The 18,276-nt window shown below is 67.1% G+C and carries 19 protein-coding genes and 1 pseudogene; 9 read left to right on the forward strand and 11 right to left on the reverse strand.

Annotated features, from left to right (window positions below; translation table 11 throughout):
• Positions 1-25: 25 nt before the first annotated feature.
• The gene (locus D7Y61_RS01335; protein ID WP_180864668.1) at positions 26-727 is read left to right on the forward strand and encodes a COG3650 family protein; all 702 of its coding nucleotides are present in this window, start codon (positions 26-28) and stop codon (positions 725-727) included.
• A gap of 164 nt (positions 728-891) precedes the next feature.
• Here D7Y61_RS01335 and yeiP read toward each other — a convergent pair whose 3' ends face one another.
• The 5 genes from yeiP to D7Y61_RS01360 form a co-directional block, all read right to left on the reverse strand.
• Entirely contained in the window at positions 892-1,458 is a 567-nt protein-coding gene (yeiP, locus tag D7Y61_RS01340) for an elongation factor P-like protein YeiP (protein WP_005409468.1), read from the reverse strand.
• A gap of 48 nt (positions 1,459-1,506) precedes the next feature.
• Positions 1,507-2,277, reverse strand: coding sequence for an SDR family oxidoreductase (locus tag D7Y61_RS01345; protein ID WP_180864669.1), 771 nt, complete (start codon positions 2,275-2,277; stop codon positions 1,507-1,509).
• Between the two features lie 100 nt (positions 2,278-2,377).
• Entirely contained in the window at positions 2,378-3,274 is an 897-nt protein-coding gene (locus D7Y61_RS01350; protein ID WP_008268685.1) for a hydroxymethylglutaryl-CoA lyase, read from the reverse strand.
• Positions 3,271-3,507 carry a glyoxalase gene (locus tag D7Y61_RS01355; RefSeq protein WP_180864670.1) on the reverse strand — a complete coding sequence of 79 codons (237 nt, stop codon included), beginning with the start codon at positions 3,505-3,507 and terminating at the stop codon, positions 3,271-3,273. Before D7Y61_RS01355 ends, D7Y61_RS01350 begins: the two co-directional genes overlap by 4 nt.
• A gap of 2 nt (positions 3,508-3,509) precedes the next feature.
• Positions 3,510-4,298, reverse strand: coding sequence for an enoyl-CoA hydratase/isomerase family protein (locus tag D7Y61_RS01360; protein WP_180864671.1), 789 nt, complete (start codon positions 4,296-4,298; stop codon positions 3,510-3,512).
• Positions 4,299-4,417: 119 nt separating this feature from the next.
• Here D7Y61_RS01360 and D7Y61_RS01365 point away from each other — a divergent pair, with 119 nt between their 5' ends.
• Genes D7Y61_RS01365 through D7Y61_RS01375 form a run of 3 tightly spaced genes read left to right on the forward strand, consistent with a single transcriptional unit; the run spans position 4,418 to position 6,788 of the window.
• Positions 4,418-4,672 carry a FeoA family protein gene (locus tag D7Y61_RS01365; protein ID WP_005409473.1) on the forward strand — a complete coding sequence of 85 codons (255 nt, stop codon included), beginning with the start codon at positions 4,418-4,420 and terminating at the stop codon, positions 4,670-4,672.
• Complete coding sequence (gene feoB, locus D7Y61_RS01370; RefSeq protein ID WP_180864672.1) at positions 4,669-6,534, forward strand: ferrous iron transporter B; 1,866 nt, start codon at positions 4,669-4,671, stop codon at positions 6,532-6,534. The genes D7Y61_RS01365 and feoB overlap by 4 nt, the downstream gene beginning before the upstream one ends.
• On the forward strand, positions 6,534-6,788 hold the full coding sequence (locus D7Y61_RS01375) for a DUF6587 family protein (RefSeq protein WP_180864673.1): 255 nt from the start codon (positions 6,534-6,536) through the stop codon (positions 6,786-6,788). Before feoB ends, D7Y61_RS01375 begins: the two co-directional genes overlap by 1 nt.
• A gap of 75 nt (positions 6,789-6,863) precedes the next feature.
• Here D7Y61_RS01375 and D7Y61_RS01380 read toward each other — a convergent pair whose 3' ends face one another.
• The 4 genes and pseudogenes from D7Y61_RS01380 to D7Y61_RS01395 all read right to left on the reverse strand — a co-directional run bounded on the left by D7Y61_RS01380 (position 6,864) and on the right by D7Y61_RS01395 (position 9,039).
• Entirely contained in the window at positions 6,864-7,325 is a 462-nt protein-coding gene (locus D7Y61_RS01380) for a DUF4304 domain-containing protein (protein WP_180864674.1), read from the reverse strand.
• Positions 7,326-7,482: 157 nt separating this feature from the next.
• Positions 7,483-7,755, reverse strand: a pseudogene (locus D7Y61_RS01385) (NAD(P)H-dependent oxidoreductase); the annotation flags it as partial.
• Positions 7,756-7,877: 122 nt separating this feature from the next.
• Positions 7,878-8,273, reverse strand: a complete 396-nt coding sequence (locus tag D7Y61_RS01390; RefSeq protein WP_180864675.1) for a MerR family transcriptional regulator — start codon at positions 8,271-8,273, stop codon at positions 7,878-7,880.
• Between the two features lie 4 nt (positions 8,274-8,277).
• Entirely contained in the window at positions 8,278-9,039 is a 762-nt protein-coding gene (locus D7Y61_RS01395) for a 3-oxoacyl-ACP reductase (protein WP_430543687.1), read from the reverse strand.
• 90 nt (positions 9,040-9,129) lie between these two features.
• On the opposite strand from D7Y61_RS01395, the gene dapB reads away from it, so the two are divergent.
• The 5 genes from dapB to D7Y61_RS01420 all read left to right on the forward strand — a co-directional run bounded on the left by dapB (position 9,130) and on the right by D7Y61_RS01420 (position 16,074).
• Positions 9,130-9,849, forward strand: a complete 720-nt coding sequence (gene dapB, locus D7Y61_RS01400; protein ID WP_180864676.1) for a 4-hydroxy-tetrahydrodipicolinate reductase — start codon at positions 9,130-9,132, stop codon at positions 9,847-9,849.
• A 308-nt stretch (positions 9,850-10,157) separates the two neighbouring features.
• Positions 10,158-11,285 carry a glutamine-hydrolyzing carbamoyl-phosphate synthase small subunit gene (gene carA, locus D7Y61_RS01405; RefSeq protein WP_180864677.1) on the forward strand — a complete coding sequence of 376 codons (1,128 nt, stop codon included), beginning with the start codon at positions 10,158-10,160 and terminating at the stop codon, positions 11,283-11,285.
• A 149-nt stretch (positions 11,286-11,434) separates the two neighbouring features.
• Positions 11,435-14,677: a carbamoyl-phosphate synthase large subunit gene (gene carB, locus D7Y61_RS01410; protein ID WP_106550405.1), complete on the forward strand. Its 3,243-nt coding sequence runs from the start codon at positions 11,435-11,437 to the stop codon at positions 14,675-14,677.
• A gap of 8 nt (positions 14,678-14,685) precedes the next feature.
• Positions 14,686-15,150, forward strand: a complete 465-nt coding sequence (gene greA / locus D7Y61_RS01415) for a transcription elongation factor GreA (protein ID WP_026347191.1) — start codon at positions 14,686-14,688, stop codon at positions 15,148-15,150.
• A gap of 3 nt (positions 15,151-15,153) precedes the next feature.
• Positions 15,154-16,074 (forward strand): phosphoglycerate mutase, encoded by a 921-nt coding sequence (locus D7Y61_RS01420; RefSeq protein WP_180864678.1) that lies wholly within the window; start codon positions 15,154-15,156, stop codon positions 16,072-16,074.
• A gap of 39 nt (positions 16,075-16,113) precedes the next feature.
• On the opposite strand, the gene D7Y61_RS01425 is transcribed toward D7Y61_RS01420, so the two are convergent.
• Complete coding sequence (locus D7Y61_RS01425) at positions 16,114-17,184, reverse strand: DUF1176 domain-containing protein (protein ID WP_180864679.1); 1,071 nt, start codon at positions 17,182-17,184, stop codon at positions 16,114-16,116.
• Positions 17,185-18,228: a DUF1176 domain-containing protein gene (locus D7Y61_RS01430; RefSeq protein WP_180864680.1), complete on the reverse strand. Its 1,044-nt coding sequence runs from the start codon at positions 18,226-18,228 to the stop codon at positions 17,185-17,187. It lies immediately after the preceding gene.
• Positions 18,229-18,276: the final 48 nt, after the last annotated feature.

An 18,276-nucleotide genomic window follows, 5' to 3' on the forward strand; every position in this document is an offset into this window, starting at 1 on the left:
TGTAGTGTCGACAAGGAGTCGAGCCATGCGTGTAGTTCCCAGTCTGTTGGCAGCCTCCCTCGGGTTGGTGCTGGCCGCGTGCCAGCCGGCCCAACCGCCCGCCGCGGGCGGCACTGATGCCGCGCCGCCGGCCGCGCCCGAACCGGCTGCCAGCACTGGCGCCGGTACCGGCAGCGAGACCACGTACCAGTGTGGTGATCTGAGCGTGCGCGCGACCTTCAATGGCGAGGATGCGGCCACGGTGGTGATCGGCGACCGTACCTTCGCCATGGCCTCCGAGCGTGCGGCGTCGGGTGCCAAGTACGGCGATGGCAAGGGCAACAGCTTCTGGACCAAGGGCAGCGATGACGGCCTGTTGAGCCTGAAGGGCGAAGCCGATCGCGAGTGCCATGCGGTGGAAGCCACTGAAGGCGATGGCAGTGCCGGCAATGCCGCGTTCCGTGCCACCGGCAACGAGCCGGGGTGGCTTGCGGTCGTTGATGGCGACACGCCGGGCCTGCAGGTGGAAGTCGACTATGGCGAGCGCCGCTTCGATGTGGCCAAGCCCACCGAAGGCGCTGACGGCTGGAGTGGCAAGGCGTCCGACGGTACCGACGTCAAGCTCAGCTTCCAGCGCACCACCTGCCAGGACAACATGAGTGGCGAGGCATTCGATGCCAAGGTGAACCTGACCATCGGCACCCGCCAGTACCACGGTTGTGGCAACTTCGGCGCGAAGCAGCCGTAAGCTCTCTGCAGAGCCGAGCCCACGCTCGGCTGCTGTGTGCGTTGGACAGGCACTGCAGCCGAGCGTGGGCTCGGCTCTACACAACCGCTGTCGCCGATGATCCGTCCGCTGCCTGCGGCGAACACGCCGCAAGCAGGGACAGGCAGGCGATCAGCGCAAGGCGCTTAGTCGGCACGGCCAGCGAATTCGCCGGTGGCGGTGTTCACCAGCACGCGTTCGCCGTTGACGATGTACTCCGGCACCATGATCTCGATGCCGGTGTTGAGCTTGGCCGGCTTCGGGCGCTTGGTAGCGGTGCCGCCCTTCAGTTCCGGCGGCGTCTCGATCACTTCCAGCACCACCGAGGCCGGCAGCTGGATCGCCACCGGCTGCTCGTCGATCACCTGCACGTAGATGCCGGTCAGGCCATCGGTGATGTAGCCGGCGTCGTCGCCGATCACGTCTGCGTCCAGGGTGTAGGGGGTGTAGTCCTCGTCATCGAGGAACACGAAGGCATCGCCGTCCTTGTACGAATAGGTGGACTGGCGGCGCAGCAGTTCGACCTCGACCAGGTTGTCGTCGGCATCAAAGCTGGCGTCGAGCTTGTTGCCGCCTGGCACGCTGTACATGATGAAGCGGAAGCGGACGTTGCCGCCGCGACCCTGCGGCGAGCTGCGCTCGATGTCGCGGATCTGGTACACGCCGTTGTTGTACTCGACGACGTTGCCCTTCTTGATGTCGTTGGCTTTCATGGTGATCTAGGTCGTTGGGGGAGGGCGCCGTCCCGGCGCCCGGGGGAATCACTTCGGAGCGAGGCGGGTAGCGCCGTCCAGGCGGATGGTCTCGCCATTGAGGTAGGTGTTGCCGAGGATGAAGCCGACCAGGCTGGCGAAGTCTTCCGGCTTGCCCAGGCGCGACGGGAACGGAATCGAGGCGGCCAGCGACTGCTGCACGGCCTCGGGCATGCCGTCCACCATCGGCGTCCAGAACACGCCTGGAGCAATCGTATTGACGCGGATGCCGAAGCGCGACAGTTCGCGCGCCATCGGCAGCGTCATCGAGACCACGCCGCCCTTGCTGGCGGCATACGCGGCCTGGCCGATCTGGCCTTCATAGGCGGCGATGCTGGCGGTGTTGATGATCACGCCGCGCTCGCCGTCGGTGCCGGCCTCGTTGTGCTGCATGCGGTTGGCCGCAGCCTTTGCAACGTTGAAGCTGCCGACCAGGTTGACCATCACCGTGCCCTGGAAGCCGGCCAGCGGCATCGGGCCTTCCTTGCCCAGCACGCGGCCGGCGCCGAGGATGCCGGCGCAGTTCATCGCTACGTTCAGGCCGCCGAGGAAATCGTGGGCCTGGTCGATGGCTGCCGAGACGGCCGCTTCATCACTGACGTTGACGTTGAAATAGCGGGCCTTGTCGGCACCCAGCCCGGCAACGGCGGAGGCGCCCTTGTCGTCGTTGAGGTCGAACAGGGCCACCTTGCCGCCCTGGGCGACGAGGTGCTGGGCCACGGCCAGGCCGAGGCCGGAGACGCCGCCAGTGATCACGGCACGTACGGAAGACAGCTGCATTGCACGGTCCTGCAGGTTCGAGAACCGCCGATTCTAACGGAAGCCGGGACCGTCGCCGTTGTGCACTGCGCCGCCGGTGCAGGGCGGCGCAGTGCAGCGGTCAGCCGGCGGCGGCCAGCGCCTGGCCGGTGCGGCTGGCGGTGGCGCGGCCGAGCAGGCCGGCCAGCCAGCGGCCGGTCTCGGCCAGTGCCGGCAGGTCCACGCCGCTGTCCAGGCCCAGGCCCTGCAGCAGGTAGACCACGTCCTCGCTGGCGACATTGCCGCTGGCGCCCTTGGCATACGGGCAGCCACCGGCGCCAGACACCGCGCTGTCGACCACGCGCACGCCTTCTTCCAGGCAGGTGGCGATGTTGGCGATGGCCTGGCCATAGGTGTCGTGGAAGTGCACGGCCAGTGCCGCCATCGGAATCTCGGCGGCAACCGCCTGCAGCATCGCCCGTGCCTTGCGCGGGGTGCCGACGCCGATGGTGTCGCCCAGCGAGATTTCGTAACAGCCCATCTGGTGCAGGGCACGCGCCACCCGCACCACGTCGGCCAGTGGCACCTCGCCCTGGTAGGGGCAGCCGAGCACGGTGGAGACATAGCCGCGCACGCGCACGCCATCGGCGGCGGCGCGGCGCAGGATCGGCTCGAACCGGGCCAGCGATTCGTCGATGCCGGCATTGGTGTTGGTGCGGTTGAACGCCTCGGACGCTGCGGTGAACACCGCCACTTCCTCCACGCCCACCGCACGGGCGCGGTCGTAGCCCTGTTCGTTCGGCACCAGCACCGGGTAGTGGATGCCGGGCCGGCGCTGGATGCCGGCGTAGACCTCGGCGGCATCGGCCAGCTGCGGGATCCACTTCGGGCTGACGAAGCTGGTCGCCTCGATGCTGCGCAGGCCGGTGGCCGACAGGCGGTTGATCAGTTCGATCTTGTCGGCGGTGGAAACCGACTGCTTTTCGTTCTGCAGGCCGTCGCGCGGGCCGACCTCGACAATGCGGACGTAGTCGCTCATGCGGCCTCCCCGGCGGTGGGGCGGTGGCAGACCGCCTCGATGTTGTTGCCGTCCGGGTCGAGCACGAAGGCGCCGTAGTAATCCGGGTGGTACCACGGGCGCAGGCCCGGGGCGCCGGTCTGTTCGGCAGTCACTTCCATCACCACGCCGATCTGCAGCGGCGCCAGCGCCTGCAGGAAGAACGTCTTGCTGCGCGCCAGGTCGGCGCTGGTCAAACCAAGATGATCGAGCATGTTCAGGCTTCCGTGACCCAATGGGGGGCGCGCTTGTCGAGGAAAGCACCCAGGCCTTCCTGGCCTTCGGCAGACACCCGCAGGCGCGCGATCAGAGCGGCATTGTCGCGATCGAGGGCGTCGCGGTCATGGCTGTCGCGGACCTGCCGGACCAGCTGCTTGGCCGTGGATGAGGCGATCGGGCCAGCCTTGTCAAGCAGGGCCAGCTGGCGTTGCACGGCCTCGTCCAGGCGTTCGGGCTCGACCAGCTGGTGGACCAGGCCGATGCGCAGCGCGGTGTCGGCGTCGAAATGCTCGCCGGTGGCGAACCAGCGGCGGGCCTGGCGGGGGCCGATGGCCTCGATCACATAGGGCGAGATCACCGCTGGCAGCAGGCCCAGGCGACTTTCGGTCAGGCCGAAGCGGGCCGACGTGCTGGCGATGGCGATGTCGCAGCAGGCGACCAGGCCGACGCCGCCACCGAAGGCTGCGCCGTGTACCCGGGCCAGGGTCGGTTTGGGCAGCTCGTCCAGGGTGCGCATCAGCCGCGCCAGGGCCAGCGAGTCCTCGCGGTTGTCGGCCTCGCTGGCCGCAGCCATGCCGCGCATCCACTGCATGTCGGCACCGGCCGAGAAGGAGGCGCCGTGGCCGGCCAGTACCACCGCGCGCACCGAATCATCGCGGCCGGCGGCCTCAAGTGCGGCAGTCAGGCGGGCGATCAGCCCGGCGTCAAAGGCGTTGTGCAGCTCCGGCCGGTTCAGCCAGAGGGTGAGGACGGCGCCGCTGCGCTCGATCTGCAAAGCATCGTTCATGGGATTCCAGGTTCACTCCATACCTGTATGGATCATAGCGGGCCATTGGTCATGGGCCATGACGCGACGCGGGAATGTTAGAATCGAGAACCATTTACATCCAGCAGAGAACACGCTAGATGACGCTGTCCGAACTGCCGCTGCACACCTCGGCCGTGGTCGAGTCCGTGCAGGACCTGCATGCCAACGATGCCATTGCCCGTCGCCTGCGCGAACTGGGTTTCGTGAAGGGCGAGGAAGTGCGCCTGGTGGCAAAGGGTCCGGTGGGGGGCGAGCCGCTGCTGGTGCAGGTCGGGTTCACCCGTTTCGCGCTGCGGATCAGTGAAGCCAAGCGCGTCGTTGTCGACGCCGCCAGCCAGGAACGACGTGCATGACCGCCACTGCTTCTACCGCCCCCCTGCGCGTTGCGCTGGTCGGTAATCCCAACAGCGGCAAGACCGCGCTGTTCAATCAGCTGACCGGCAGCCGGCAGAAGGTCGCCAACTACACCGGCGTCACCGTCGAGCGCAAGGAAGGCCGCCTGCGTGCGCCGTCCGGCCGCGAATTCGCGGTGCTCGATCTGCCCGGTGCCTACAGCCTGCAGCCGGCCAGCCTGGATGAAGCGATCACCCGTGACCTGTGCCGGGGCTTCTACCCCGGCGAGGCCGCGCCGGACGTACTGCTGTGCGTGATCGACGCCACCAACCTGCGCCTGCACCTGCGTTTCGCGCTGGAACTGCGCGAGCTGGGCAAGCCGATGGTGGTGGCGCTGAACATGGTTGATGCGGCCCAGCGCCGTGGCATCCAGGTGGACGTGGCCGCGCTGGAGCGCGAGCTGGGCGTGCCGGTGGTGGAGACCGTGGCGGTGCGCAAGCAGGGCGCCAAGGCCCTGGTCGAGCGGCTGGACGCGATGGTGCCGCACCTGGACGCGCCGGTACCGGGCCCGGAAGGCGGCATCGATTACCACGCCAAGGTGCGCCAGATCCTCTCGGTGGCCGTGCGCATGCCGGCACGTACCGCGAAGATCGATGACGCGCTGGACCGCTGGCTGCTGCACCCGGTGTTCGGCCTGGTCAGCCTGGCGGTGGTGATGTTCCTGATCTTCCAGGCGGTGTACGCCTGGGCCACGCCGCTGATGGATGGCATCGAGGCCGGCTTTGCCTGGCTTGGTCAGTTCGTCGGCAGCGTGCTGCCGGAAGGCCCGCTGGCCAGCCTGTTGACTGACGGCATCATCGCCGGCGTTGGTGGCGTGGTGGTGTTCCTGCCGCAGATCCTGATCCTGTTCTTCTTCATCCTGGTACTGGAGGAATCCGGCTACCTGCCGCGCGCGGCGTTCCTGCTGGACCGCATGATGGCTGCTGCCGGCCTGTCCGGCCGCTCGTTCATCCCGTTGCTGTCCAGCTTCGCCTGCGCGGTGCCGGGCATCATGTCCACCCGCAGCATCCAGGACCCGCGTGATCGCCTGGCCACGATCCTGGTGGCGCCGCTGATGACCTGCTCGGCGCGCCTGCCGGTGTATGCGCTGCTGATCGGCGCGTTCATCCCGCAGAAGACGGTATGGGGCGTATTCAACCAGCAGGGCCTGGTGCTGTTCGGCCTGTACGCGGCCGGCATCCTCAGCGCGCTGGCGATGTCGTGGATCATGAAGAAGTGGCGTCGCGACAAGAGCGAGCACCCGCTGATGCTGGAGCTGCCGTCGTACCGCCTGCCGCACGTGCGCGACCTGGCGGTGGGTCTGTACGAGCGCGGCATGATCTTCCTCAAGCGTGTCGGCGGCATCATCCTGGCGCTGACCGTGCTGCTGTGGGTGCTGCTGTCGTTTCCGGCGGCCCCGGCCGGCGCCACGATGCCGGCCATCGACTACAGCTACGCGGGCCAGATCGGCCATGCGATGGCCGTGTTCTTCGCGCCGCTGGGCTTCAACTGGCAGATCTGCATTGCGCTGATCCCGGGCCTGGCCGCGCGTGAAGTGGCGGTGGCCTCGCTGGCCACGGTGTATGCGCTGTCGGCCGCCGATGACGATGCTGCCAGCCAGGCGCTGACCCCGCTGATCAGCGACGGCTGGTCGTTGGCCACCGCGCTGTCGCTGCTGGTCTGGTACATCTATGCGCCGATGTGCATCTCGACGCTGGCCACCATCAAGCGCGAGACCAACTCGTGGAAGCAGATGGGCTTCGCCGCGTTCTACCTGTTCGCGGCGGCCTATGTGGCCGCGCTGATCACCTACCAGGTGACCAGGGCGCTGGGAGGCGGCTGATGGATACCGGCCTGCTGATCCAGTACCTGATCATCGCGGTGGCCGTACTGGTCAGCGCTTGGGTGGTGCTGAAGAAGCAGTTTCCCGGTACCGTGCGCAAGCTGCGCAGCGCATTGGCGTTGGCCCTGTTGAAGCCGGGCCGTGCTGCCTGGCTGCAGGCGCTGGGACGGAAGGTCGCGCCGCCGGCCAGCGGCGGCGGCGGTGCCTGTGGCGGATGCGACAGCTGCGGGCCGACGCCGCCGAAGCAGCACTGACGCTGCTTTTCCTGCGCTGGTGGGTGTCACCCCTGGTTCGCACGCTTGCGGGCTCCATGCACGCATGGCGTGGAACTACACATCTTTGCGGATGATGGCGCGAAAGCGTCCCTCCTGCTGCATGCGTCGTACCGATTCGCGGTTTCCATGGATTGCCGCGAAGCCGGCCACATCGGCCAGGGCACCAAGCAGAAGGCGCTTCATCGCGTTGCGATCGCCAGCCTCGAGCAGGTCATGAAGATCCTGCTGGGTGAAGACCCGGCGAAGCCCGGGCGTCTCTTCGATCCGCCAGTCCACATGGGGCGTAGGAATGCTGGTGCGGTACCTGAAGGCCTTCTCTAGATCGCACGGTTCAAGCGGGTGCTCAAGCAGCTCTGCAAAGTAGAGCCCGGCATTCACATAGAAGCCCCTGCCGTGACTGGCGGCCTGGTGATTCACGACAAGCGAAGCGCCGTCCAGCAAGCGGTAGCGGGTGGTTGTTGTACCGGCAAAGCCGGTTTTCCTTGCACATCTGCTGAAGACTGTCGCGGATTTCATGCGTTCTGCCTGGGCCGGAAGAAGGGCCCACAGCCTTGAGGTGCAGTGATTTCAGGTCAATTGGCAAATGCGACACGCGCAGCGAGCGCCCCGGGTGGGTGCGGTTCTTCCAGGTGGGTGCGAACCTTGGTTCGCACGCCTTGCCCATGGCCTGAATCTACCGAGCCCGCGCCCCCAGCGCTGCTGCCATCGCCAACCAACGCTTTCGCTGCGCCGGGGCGCTGCCGCGTACCGCACCAAGGCGGCTGACCCGCACCGGGCGGATGCCGCAGAACGCCAGGATGGTGGCGCGAATCTGGATGATGCCCGGGTCGCGGTAGATCCAGCGGTGGTACCAGGGCGGTGTGTCCAGGGTGGTGATCACCCGAGCGCTGCGCCCGGCCAGCAAGCGATCCCACCACACCGAATCGCGTCGGTAGCGGAAGGCGTAGGGCGAGGGCGCCGCACAGGCTGTCGCTGTCGGGATGCCCGAGCAGGATCAGGATGGAACGGGACACGGCGACCTCGGGCAATGGAGAGTGCGCGAGGGTGCGGTCTGCCCCAGGGGCAGAGTCAAGCCGCAGTGACGCAGCCGTTGGGGGCCAGCACGCAGTCAGTGCTGCCGGAGTGCAGCCACTGCTGCAGTTCGTCGCTGACCTGTTGCAGGGCGAGTTCGACCTGTTCCAGTCGTGCCCGTTCACTGGCGATGTGGCTGCGCTGCTGCTCCAGCAAGGCCAGTACCGCGGGCCAGTCGAGCTGCCCGTCGGGACCCTGCAGGCGGGAGATCGCAGCCAGCGTGATGCCCAGCGCCAACGCCTGACGGATCAGCTGTACCCAGGCCACGTCCTGTTCGCTGTAGTCGCGATAGCGGTTCACGCGTGGCACCGGCGGCAGCAACCCGCGTGCCTCATACAGGCGGATGGCCTTGGCGCTGGCGCCGGTCAGGCGACTGACTTCGGAAATACGCATCGACTCAGTCGCGCACCAGTCCGCCGTCCACCACCAGGTTCTGGCCGGTCACCGCGCGCGACCACGGGCTGGCGAAGAACAGCGCGGCATCGGCGAATTCGACCGGGGTGGTGACGCTGCGCAACGGTGTGTTGGCGGCGATGTAATCGAACACCGCTTCGGGTGTGGCGGCACTGGCATCGGTGGTGCGCAGCAGTCCGCCGGACAGCATGTTCACTGTGATGCCATGCGGGCCGAGGTCGCCGGCCAGGGTGCGGGTCAGCGACAGCAATGCGGCTTTTGCGGCGGTGTAATCGTGGTAGGGCACGACCGGGTTCTGGAACAGGTTGGTGCCGACGTTGATGACACGGCCGAAGCGGCGGGCCCGCATGCCGGGCAGGGCAGCCTGCACGGTGTTCAGTGCGCCGCGCACGCTGCCTTCGAACTGAGCCTGGAACGCTGGCCAGCCGATGTCTGCGGCGTTGTCGCGGGCATCGCCATTGAACGAGAACGTCGCCAGTGCGTTGTTGACCAGGGTGGTCACGCCTTGCCCGAAGTGGGCCAGTGCCTGCTGCAGCAACGCATCGACCTGGCTGCGGTCGGTGACGTCGGCCGGCAGTGCGATCGCCTGTCCACCCAGCTCTGCAGCCAGGGCACGCGCGGCGCCTTCGCTTCGGTGGTAATTGACGATGACGCGCGCGCCCTGTGCGGCGAAGGCGCGGGCGATGTGCTGGCCAAGCCCGCGCCCGGCACCGGTGACCAGCACCAGCTGTTCGCTGATCTGCATGGGGAGGCTGCCATCCATTGCATGAAAGGGCATGCAGCGTAGCAGCGATGGCGCTTGCCGGAGCAGGCGTGCTGCCGCTAGCCTGCAGGCATGAACCAGATTCCCCTGCGATTGCTCATTCACGGCGCCTCCGGGCGCATGGGCCAGGCCCTGCTGCGGTTGGCCGCCGAACATCCCGAAACCCTGCAGATCGCCGCCGCGGTGACGGGGCGTGCGCCGGCCCAGCGCGTGGTCGATGGCGTACCGTTCTTCGCTGCCAGCGAGCTGCCCGGTGCGCCGGCATTCGACGTGGCGATCGACTTCAGCCTGCCGGAGGGTTTCGACCCGATGCTGGCGCTGTGCGTGGAGCGTGGCGCGGGCCTGGTCTCGGGCACGACCGGCATCTCCAGCACGCAGCGCCAGGCGCTGGAGGCGGCGGCGGCGGATATCCCGCTGGTCTGGGCGTCGAATTTCAGCCTGGGCGTGGCGGTGCTGGACGAGCTGGTCGAGCGCGCGGCGCAGGCGCTGGCCGGCTGGGACTGCGACATTGTCGAATCGCACCATACCCAGAAGAAGGATGCGCCTTCGGGCACCGCGCTGACCCTGGGTGCCGCCGCGCAGCGCGGTGGCGCCGAGCCGCACTACGCCAGCCTGCGCGCCGGTGACATCGTCGGCGAGCATCTGGTCCAGTTCACCGGCCTAGGCGAGCGCATCGAACTGGTGCACCGGGCCACCAACCGCGACATCTTCGCCCGCGGCGCGCTGTTTGCCGCCCGCCAGCTGCAGGGGCGGGCCCCGGGCAGCTATCGGGTAAGGGACCTGCTGCAGTAAGTCGGTAGTGCCGGTCGCTGGCCGGCAACCTCATGAAGCCCAACGGCAAGGGAATTGCCGGCCAGCGGGCGGCACTACCGGACGGCGGCCCCACATACGCCGCCGGATTGAAATGAATACGCAATCGCCTGTTCATGAAGCGCGATAACCGCTGGCGCGAGCGCCCCGGCAGCGCTACAATTCGCACTCGCCGAATCACGAAAGCCGGACCGGTCCCAGACCGTACGTCCGCGCTTTTTTGCAACCGGATTTCCGTGAAGCGCAGGCGTGACTTCGGCAGCCCCCTCGGTAGCCAAAGTGAGATTCCCGTGACCCAAGCCGCAATCCTCGTCCTCGAAGACGGCACCGTATTCGAGGGCGAATCCGTAGGCGCGCCCGGCCTGTCCGTCGGTGAGGTGGTGTTCAACACCGCCATGACCGGCTACCAGGAAGTGTTGACCGACCCGTCCTACGCCCGGCAGATGGTCACGCTGACCTATCCGCACATTGGCAACACCGGCATGACCGACCAGGACAATGAAGCGTCCAAGGTGTGGTCGGCCGGCCTGATCGTGCGCGACGTACCGCGCCGCCCGAGCAACTGGCGCAGCCAGGTGTCGCTGCAGGACTGGCTGATCCAGCGCGGCGTGGTTGCCATCGCCGGCATCGACACCCGCAAGCTGACCCGCATCCTGCGCGAGAAGGGTGCGCAGAACGGTGCGCTGATGGCCGGCGACATCGACGTGGAAAAGGCACTGGAAGCCGCCCGCAAGTTCCCGGGGCTGAAGGGCATGGATCTGGCCAAGGTCGTCACTACCGAGAAGACCTACACCTGGACCGAGGGCCAGCTGGACCTGGATGCCAATGCCTTCGTCAGCGTGCCGGCGAAATTCAAGGTCGTGGCCTACGACTTCGGTGTGAAGACCAACATCCTGCGCATGCTGGCCGAGCGTGGCTGCGAAGTGACCGTGGTGCCGGCCCAGACCCCGGCCGCCGAAGTGCTGGCGCTGAAGCCGGACGGCGTGTTCCTGTCCAACGGCCCCGGTGACCCGGAACCGTGCGACTACGCCATCGAAGCGATCAAGACCTTCATCGACGTGAAGATCCCGACCTTCGGCATCTGCCTGGGCCACCAGCTGCTGGGCCTGGCCTCGGGCGCGAAGACGATGAAGATGGGCCACGGCCACCACGGCGCCAACCACCCGGTGCAGGACCTGGACAACGGCCGGGTGATGATCACCTCGCAGAACCACGGTTTCGCGATCGATGAAGCGACCCTGCCGGCCACCCTGCGCGTGACCCACCGTTCGCTGTTCGACGGCACCAACCAGGGCGTGGCCCGCACCGACGTGCCGGCGTTCTCGTTCCAGGGCCACCCGGAAGCATCGCCGGGCCCGACCGATGTCGGCCCGCTGTTCGACCGTTTCGTGGCGCTGATGGAACAGGCCAAGGCGTGATCAGTACGCCGCCGGCCCGCCGGTGGCGTCGCGATGGACCGTAAGCCCCCGCATCGCTGCTGCCCCCGGCGCGGCGCTGCGGATCAAGATTCCTGATCGACAGCGTGCGATCACCCCCCTTGTCACGCTGTACTGACTTAGAGAAGAAAATGCCCAAGCGCACTGACCTCAAGACCATCCTCATCATCGGTGCTGGCCCGATCGTCATCGGCCAGGCCTGCGAGTTTGACTACTCCGGCGCCCAGGCCTGCAAGGCCCTGCGTGACGAGGGTTACCGCGTGGTGCTGGTCAACAGCAACCCGGCCACGATCATGACCGACCCGGAGATGGCTGACGCCGTCTACATCGAGCCGATCAACTGGCAGACGGTCGAGAAGATCATCGCCAAGGAAAAGCCCGACGCGCTGCTGCCGACCATGGGTGGCCAGACCGCACTGAACTGCGCGCTGGACCTGGCCGACCACGGCGTGCTGGAGAAGTACAACGTCGAACTGATCGGCGCCAAGCGCGAAGCGATCCGCATGGCCGAAGACCGCGAGCTGTTCCGCGTGGCCATGGGTGAGATCGGCCTGGAATGCCCGACTGCCGCCGTCGCCCACACCCTGGACGAAGCGCTGGAGATCCAGACCCGCGTCGGCTACCCGACCATCATCCGCCCCAGCTTCACCCTGGGCGGCAGCGGTGGCGGCATCGCCTACAACCGCGAAGAGCTGGTGGAGATCGTCAGCCGCGGCCTGGAACTGTCGCCGACCACCGAAGTGCTGGTGGAAGAGTCGGTGCTGGGCTGGAAGGAATTCGAGATGGAAGTGGTCCGCGATACCGCGGACAACTGCATCATCGTCTGCTCGATCGAAAACCTTGACCCGATGGGCGTGCACACCGGTGACTCGATCACCGTGGCCCCGGCGCAGACCCTGACCGACAAGGAATACCAGCGCCTGCGCGATGCCTCCATCGCCGTGCTGCGCAAGATCGGGGTGGATACCGGTGGCTCGAACGTGCAGTTCGGCATCAACCCGAAGACCGGCCGCGTGGTCGTCATCGAGATGAACCCGCGCGTGTCGCGTTCCTCGGCGCTGGCCTCCAAGGCCACCGGCTTCCCGATCGCCAAGGTCGCTGCGAAGCTGGCGGTGGGCTATACCCTGGACGAACTGAAGAACGAGATCACCGGCGGCCTGACCCCGGCCTCGTTCGAGCCGTCCATCGATTACGTGGTCACCAAGATCCCGCGCTTCGCCTTCGAGAAGTTCCCGGCGGCAGACGCGCGCCTGACCACCCAGATGAAGTCGGTGGGCGAGGTGATGGCGATGGGCCGTACCTTCCAGGAATCGGTGCAGAAGGCGCTGCGTGGCCTGGAAACCGGCAAGGTCGGCTTCGATCCGACCGGCCTGGACCTGGGCAACGAAGAAGATCTGCAGACCCTGCGTCGCGAACTGAAGGCGCCGGGCCCGGAGCGTCTGTTCTTCGTCGCCGATGCCTTCCGCGCCGGCATGAGCGTGGAAGAGATCTATGCGCTGTCGTTCATCGATCATTGGTTCCTGGACCAGATCGAGGAAATCATCGCCGCGGAAACCGCCGTCGCCGCCGATGGCATCGACGCGCTGGACGCCGCGCGCCTGCGCAAGCTGAAGCGCGCCGGTTTCTCCGACGCCCGCCTGGCGCAGCTGACCGGCACCAACGAAGCGGCCATCCGCGCGCTGCGTCGTGCGCACAAGGTGCGTCCGGTCTACAAGCGCGTGGACTCCTGTGCCGGTGAGTTCTCCACCGGTACCGCCTACCTGTACTCGACCTACGAGGACGAGTGCGAGGCCGCGCCGACCAACCGCGACAAGATCATGATCCTGGGCGGTGGCCCGAACCGCATCGGCCAGGGCATCGAGTTCGACTACTGCTGCGTGCACGCCGCACTGGCGCTGCGCGAGGATGGTTATGAAACCATCATGGTCAACTGCAACCCGGAAACCGTGTCGACCGACTACGACACCTCCGACCGCCTGTACTTCGAGCCGCTGACCCTGGAAGACGTGCTGGAAATCGTCGAACTGGAGCAGCCGAAGGGTGTGATCGTGCAGTACGGCGGCCAGACCCCGCTGAAGCTGGCGCGCGCGCTGGAAGCCAACGGCGTGCCGGTGATCGGCACCAGCCCGGATTCGATCGACCTGGCCGAAGACCGCGAGCGCTTCCAGCAGCTGGTGGACAAGCTGGGCCTGAAGCAGCCGCCGAACCGCATCGCCCGCAACGACCAGGAAGCCCTGCTGCTGGCCCGCGAGATTGGCTACCCGCTGGTGGTGCGCCCGAGCTACGTGCTGGGTGGCCGTGCCATGGAAATCGTCTACGGCGAAGCCGACCTGGCCCGCTACGTGCGCGACGCGGTGAAGGTGTCCAATGATTCGCCGGTGCTGCTGGACCGCTTCCTCGACAACGCCGTCGAGTGCGACGTCGACATCATCGCCGACAAGGATGGCAACGTCCTTATCGGTGGCGTGATGGAGCACATCGAAGAAGCCGGCGTGCACTCGGGTGATTCCTCGTGCTCGCTGCCGCCGTACTCGCTGTCGGCCGAGACCCAGGCCGAGCTGCGCCGCCAGGTGGTGGAGCTGGCCAAGGCCCTGAACGTGGTCGGCCTGATGAACACCCAGTTCGCGATCCAGACCAGCGACGAAGGTGCAGACACCATCTACCTGCTGGAAGTGAACCCGCGTGCCTCGCGCACCGTGCCGTTCGTGTCCAAGGCCACCGGCATGCCGCTGGCCAAGATCGCCGCCCGCTGCATGGCTGGCAAGACCCTGGCCGAGCAGGGCGCGACCAAGGAAATCGTGCCGGACTACTACTCGGTGAAGGAAGCGATCTTCCCGTTCGCCAAGTTCCAGGGCGTCGATCCGATCCTCGGGCCGGAAATGCGCTCCACCGGCGAAGTGATGGGCGTGGGCCGTACCTTCAACGCTGCCTTCGCGCGTGCGCAGGAAGCGGGCGGCATCAAGACCCCGCCGATCGGCAAGGCCTTCGTGTCGGTGCGCGACCCGGACAAGAAGCGCGTGCTGCCGGTGGCCAAGGCCCTGCTGGCGCGTGGCTACAGCCTGGTCGCCACCCGTGGCACCGCCGCGTGGCTGCAGCAGCACGGCATGGACTGCGAGATCATCAACAAGGTGGTCGAAGGCCGTCCGCACATCGTCGACTCGATCAAGAACGGCGAGATCGTCTATATCGTCAACACGACCGAAGGTCGTTCGGCGATCAACGACTCGTTCTCGATCCGTCGCGAGGCGCTGCAGCACCGCGTCACCTACTCGACCACCATTGCCGGCGCCAAGGCGCTGGTGGATTCACTGGAATTCCGCGGCACCGGCCCCGTCTGGTCGCTGCAGGAGCTGCACAAGGAGTTGAATGCATGAGAGCCCCCATCACCATGAAGGGCGCGCAGAAGCTGCGCGACGAGCTGGATCACCTGAAGTCGGTCAAGCGCCCGAAGGTCATTGCGGCCATCGCCGAAGCGCGTGAGCACGGCGACCTGAAGGAGAATGCCGAGTACCACGCCGCGCGCGAGGAACAGGGCTTCATCGAAGGCCGCATCAAGCAGCTGGAAGGCGAGCTGTCGCACGCCGAGATCATCGACGTGAGCAAGCTCAACGCCGGTTCGAAGGTGGTGTTCGGCGCCAGCGTGACCCTGGCCGACGTGGAAACCGACGAAGAGAAGAAGTACCAGATCGTCGGTGACCTGGAAGCGGACATCAAGCTGGGCCTGATCGCGATTTCCTCGCCGGTGGCGCGCGCGATGATCGGCAAGCTGGAAGGCGACTCGATCGTGATCGACGCCCCGGCCGGCCAGCGCGAGTACGAAATCGTCAGCGTCAGCTACGTGGACTGACGCGTGGCAACGGCGACCCTGCTGTTGCCGGCACGCAGCCGCTTTGCCGCGGCTGCGCTGCCGGACGATGTGGCACGCGCGCTCGGCCGTGCCACCACGCTGCAGGTCGCGCCAGGCGAACGCGCGCAGCTGACGCGCCATTTCACGGTCGCCGCGCCGCATTGGCCGGTGGCCGCGTTGACCCGCCAGCGTGACGTCGGCGACGCCGCCGGCGCCAGCTGGCTGCGCGCCGATCCGGCCTGCATGGTGCCGGACATGCATGGCGCGCGGATGATGGCCTACGGCGAAACGCTGCGGCCAACGCTGGCCGACAGCCTGGCCTTGCTGCCGGTACTGCAGCCGTTGTTCGCCGACGCCGGTTTTGTGCTGGATGCGCCCGATCCCTCGCGGTGGTATCTGCGATTGCCGATCGATCTGGCGTTGCCGGACTTCGACAGCCCGGACGAAGTGCTGGGCGATGACCTGTTCTCGCACCTGCCCGAAGGCGAGGGCGGTCGCCGCTGGCGCGCGCTGATGACCGAAGCGCAGGTGCTGCTGCACAACCATTCCTGGAACCAACAACGTGCCGCGCAGGGCCAGCAGCCGATCAATTCGCTGTGGTTCTGGGGCGGTGGCGTGATGCCGGTGTCGGTCAGCACCGCGCACGCACAGGTGCGCAGCCGCGACGCCCTGCTGCAGGGCCTGGCCCAGGCGGCAGGCGTTGCCGTCGATGGCGAGCAGGCCGTGGATGCACTGGTCGACCTGCGCCAGCTGCGTTCATTGCAGCAGTTGGGCAATGATGCGATCCGCCCGTTGCTGGCCGCGCTCAAGCGTGGCGAGCTGCAGCGGTTGGTGCTCGATTTCGAGGATGGCCTGCAGTTCCAGCTCGACCGTGGCCAGCGCTGGCAGTTCTGGAAGAAGCCGCGCCAGCTTCACGATGCCTGAAGCAGCGCTGGTAGCGCCGGGCCATGCCCGGCGAGTGCTCTAGCGGAACTCCGAAACGTAGGTCGGCAACTGCCAGGTGGAGGCGGCAGAGCCGCTGCAGGTACCGCCGACGTACTCCATGGCCAGCTGCATCCGCTGTCCATCCCACGACCAGTAGCGCCCGGTTTCGCAGCGATCCTGGTCGGTCTCCACGGTTTCCTCAAGAAAGACCGCCTCCGGCGAGCGCGCGAAGAGTGCGCCCTGGGTAATGAATACGGGGTTGAACGGTGCCTGGTCGTTGATCACCCAGGTACCCGCCGGCACGTTGAACGCTTGGGTGTGGCAGACAACGGAAGCGAGCAGGTGATGATCGTCCAGTCGCTGGATGGCGATGGAAGGCGGGGCGGTCTGCTGCACATCCCTGGCGCATGCCCAGTCGGCCTTGCTGCTGGGCTGAAGCAGGCGGCGCAGGTCCTCGCGTTCCTCCAGGCGTGCATCTTCCTCGTCCGGCGCTACCGCCATGGAGGGTGTGGCCAGCTGTGGCTTGGGGAGGGCGGGTGGCACGCTCGACTCCGGTCTATTCCCGCGCCTCACCAGCGCGCCGGGCGTCTCCAGACGCTGCTGGAACTGATCCATCTTCAGCATCAGCGCGGCCGCGCCGGAGGCGGAGAGCGACCACGCCTGCCCCTTGCCATCCGTGACGCTGATGGGTGAATGCCCGATGAGGGCTGCACTGAACGCGCGCACCTGAGCCGGTGTCAGCGTTGCATGCGCTGTCGCCGACGCCAGTACGCCGATGCTGCCCGCGGGCATTCCGTCCAGCCGCAACTGCAATGCGCCGGTAGGGGACTGTGCCTGCGCTTCGGGGTCGTCAACGCTGTCGCGGGCGAGTGTCAGCCGGATCTCCACCACGGCCCCGGGGCCGCCATTGCGCTCGATCAGCGCGGCCAGCCTCAGCGGTGCCGGTGCGCCGACACCGGCGAGACGACAGGTGCGGGTGTTGTCGCAGGCCATGAACCAGTCGCCATCGGCGAACGATCCACCCGCCGCTTCAATGGCCGAAGCAGCCGAAGGCATCGTCAGCAATCCCAGCACAAACAGGGGTGCCTGCAGCAGAGAAAGGGTGCGCATTCAACGAACCTCGCTGACCAAGGTCGGCAGGTTCCAGTGCCCGCCCGGGATGCCGCGACACAGGCCCGTACTGAACGCGCTGCTGGCCTGGAATCTGCGGCCATCCCATGCCCAGTCCGAGCCTGAAACGCAGTCGCCGATGCCTCGACCCTTGTAGCGCGCATACAGCGTGCGCTCGTCGCGCGAGAAGCCCTCGGCTTCCAGTGTGACCACCTCCGCCGCGTAAGGCGGCTGATCGCGCGCGATCCAGAAACCATTGCTGTAGTTGTATGCACCCATCTGGCACAGCGCCTGGACCAGTACATGGCTGTCGTCCAGGCGCTCGATCACCATTTCCGGGGTTCCCTTGTACTCGACCAGGTGCGGACAGTCGTCGCCGTCACCGAGCGTGGCAATCAGGGCGTCGCGCAGCGCTTCGCTGGTACCCAGTGTAGGGTCGCGCGGATGAGCGGCCGACAGCGCGGCGCGCACGATCACCGGTCTGGCCCGCGCAGCCGGCACGCTCGCCTCGGCTCGCGTGCCACGCCGTAGCAGGGCGCCGGGTGTGCCGATCCGCCCCTGTGCCTCATCCATTTTCAACAGCACGGCGGCGGCACCCCGGTCGGAAATCGGCCAGCGCGCGCCTTTGCTGTCGATCACCTCGATGCGCGCCTGGCCGGGCAGGGCAGCGAGCAGTGCTTCAACCTGCGCGGGACGCAGCGCCACGGCGTCGTCGGCGCCGGTGTCCTGCACCGGGCCCAGATCACGACCGTTCACCTGCAGGCGCATCGCGCCTTCAGGCGTTGCGTTCCCGCCATCCTCGCCCACCCGTAGCCGCGCCTTCACCGACGTGCCGGGACCACCTGCACGTTCCAGCATCAAGCCCAGCACGCTGTCGGCGTTTTCCGGGCCATAACCCGCGGCGCGGCAGGTGCCGGTGTTGTCGCAGGCCAGCAGCCAATCGTGGTGCACGAACTCGATACCGGCCTTCGGCTCGGGCGTGGTGGCGTGGGTGGCGGGAACCAGAGCGGCGGCCAATAGAGAGGGGCACAGTACGTGCAGCATGCAGTGAATTCCATTTCCGGGGGGTATGGAAAATATGGCCGCAGAATA

The sequence above is a fragment of the Stenotrophomonas maltophilia genome (assembly GCF_013464485.1).
Classification (GTDB): Bacteria; Pseudomonadota; Gammaproteobacteria; order Xanthomonadales; family Xanthomonadaceae; genus Stenotrophomonas; species Stenotrophomonas maltophilia_AW.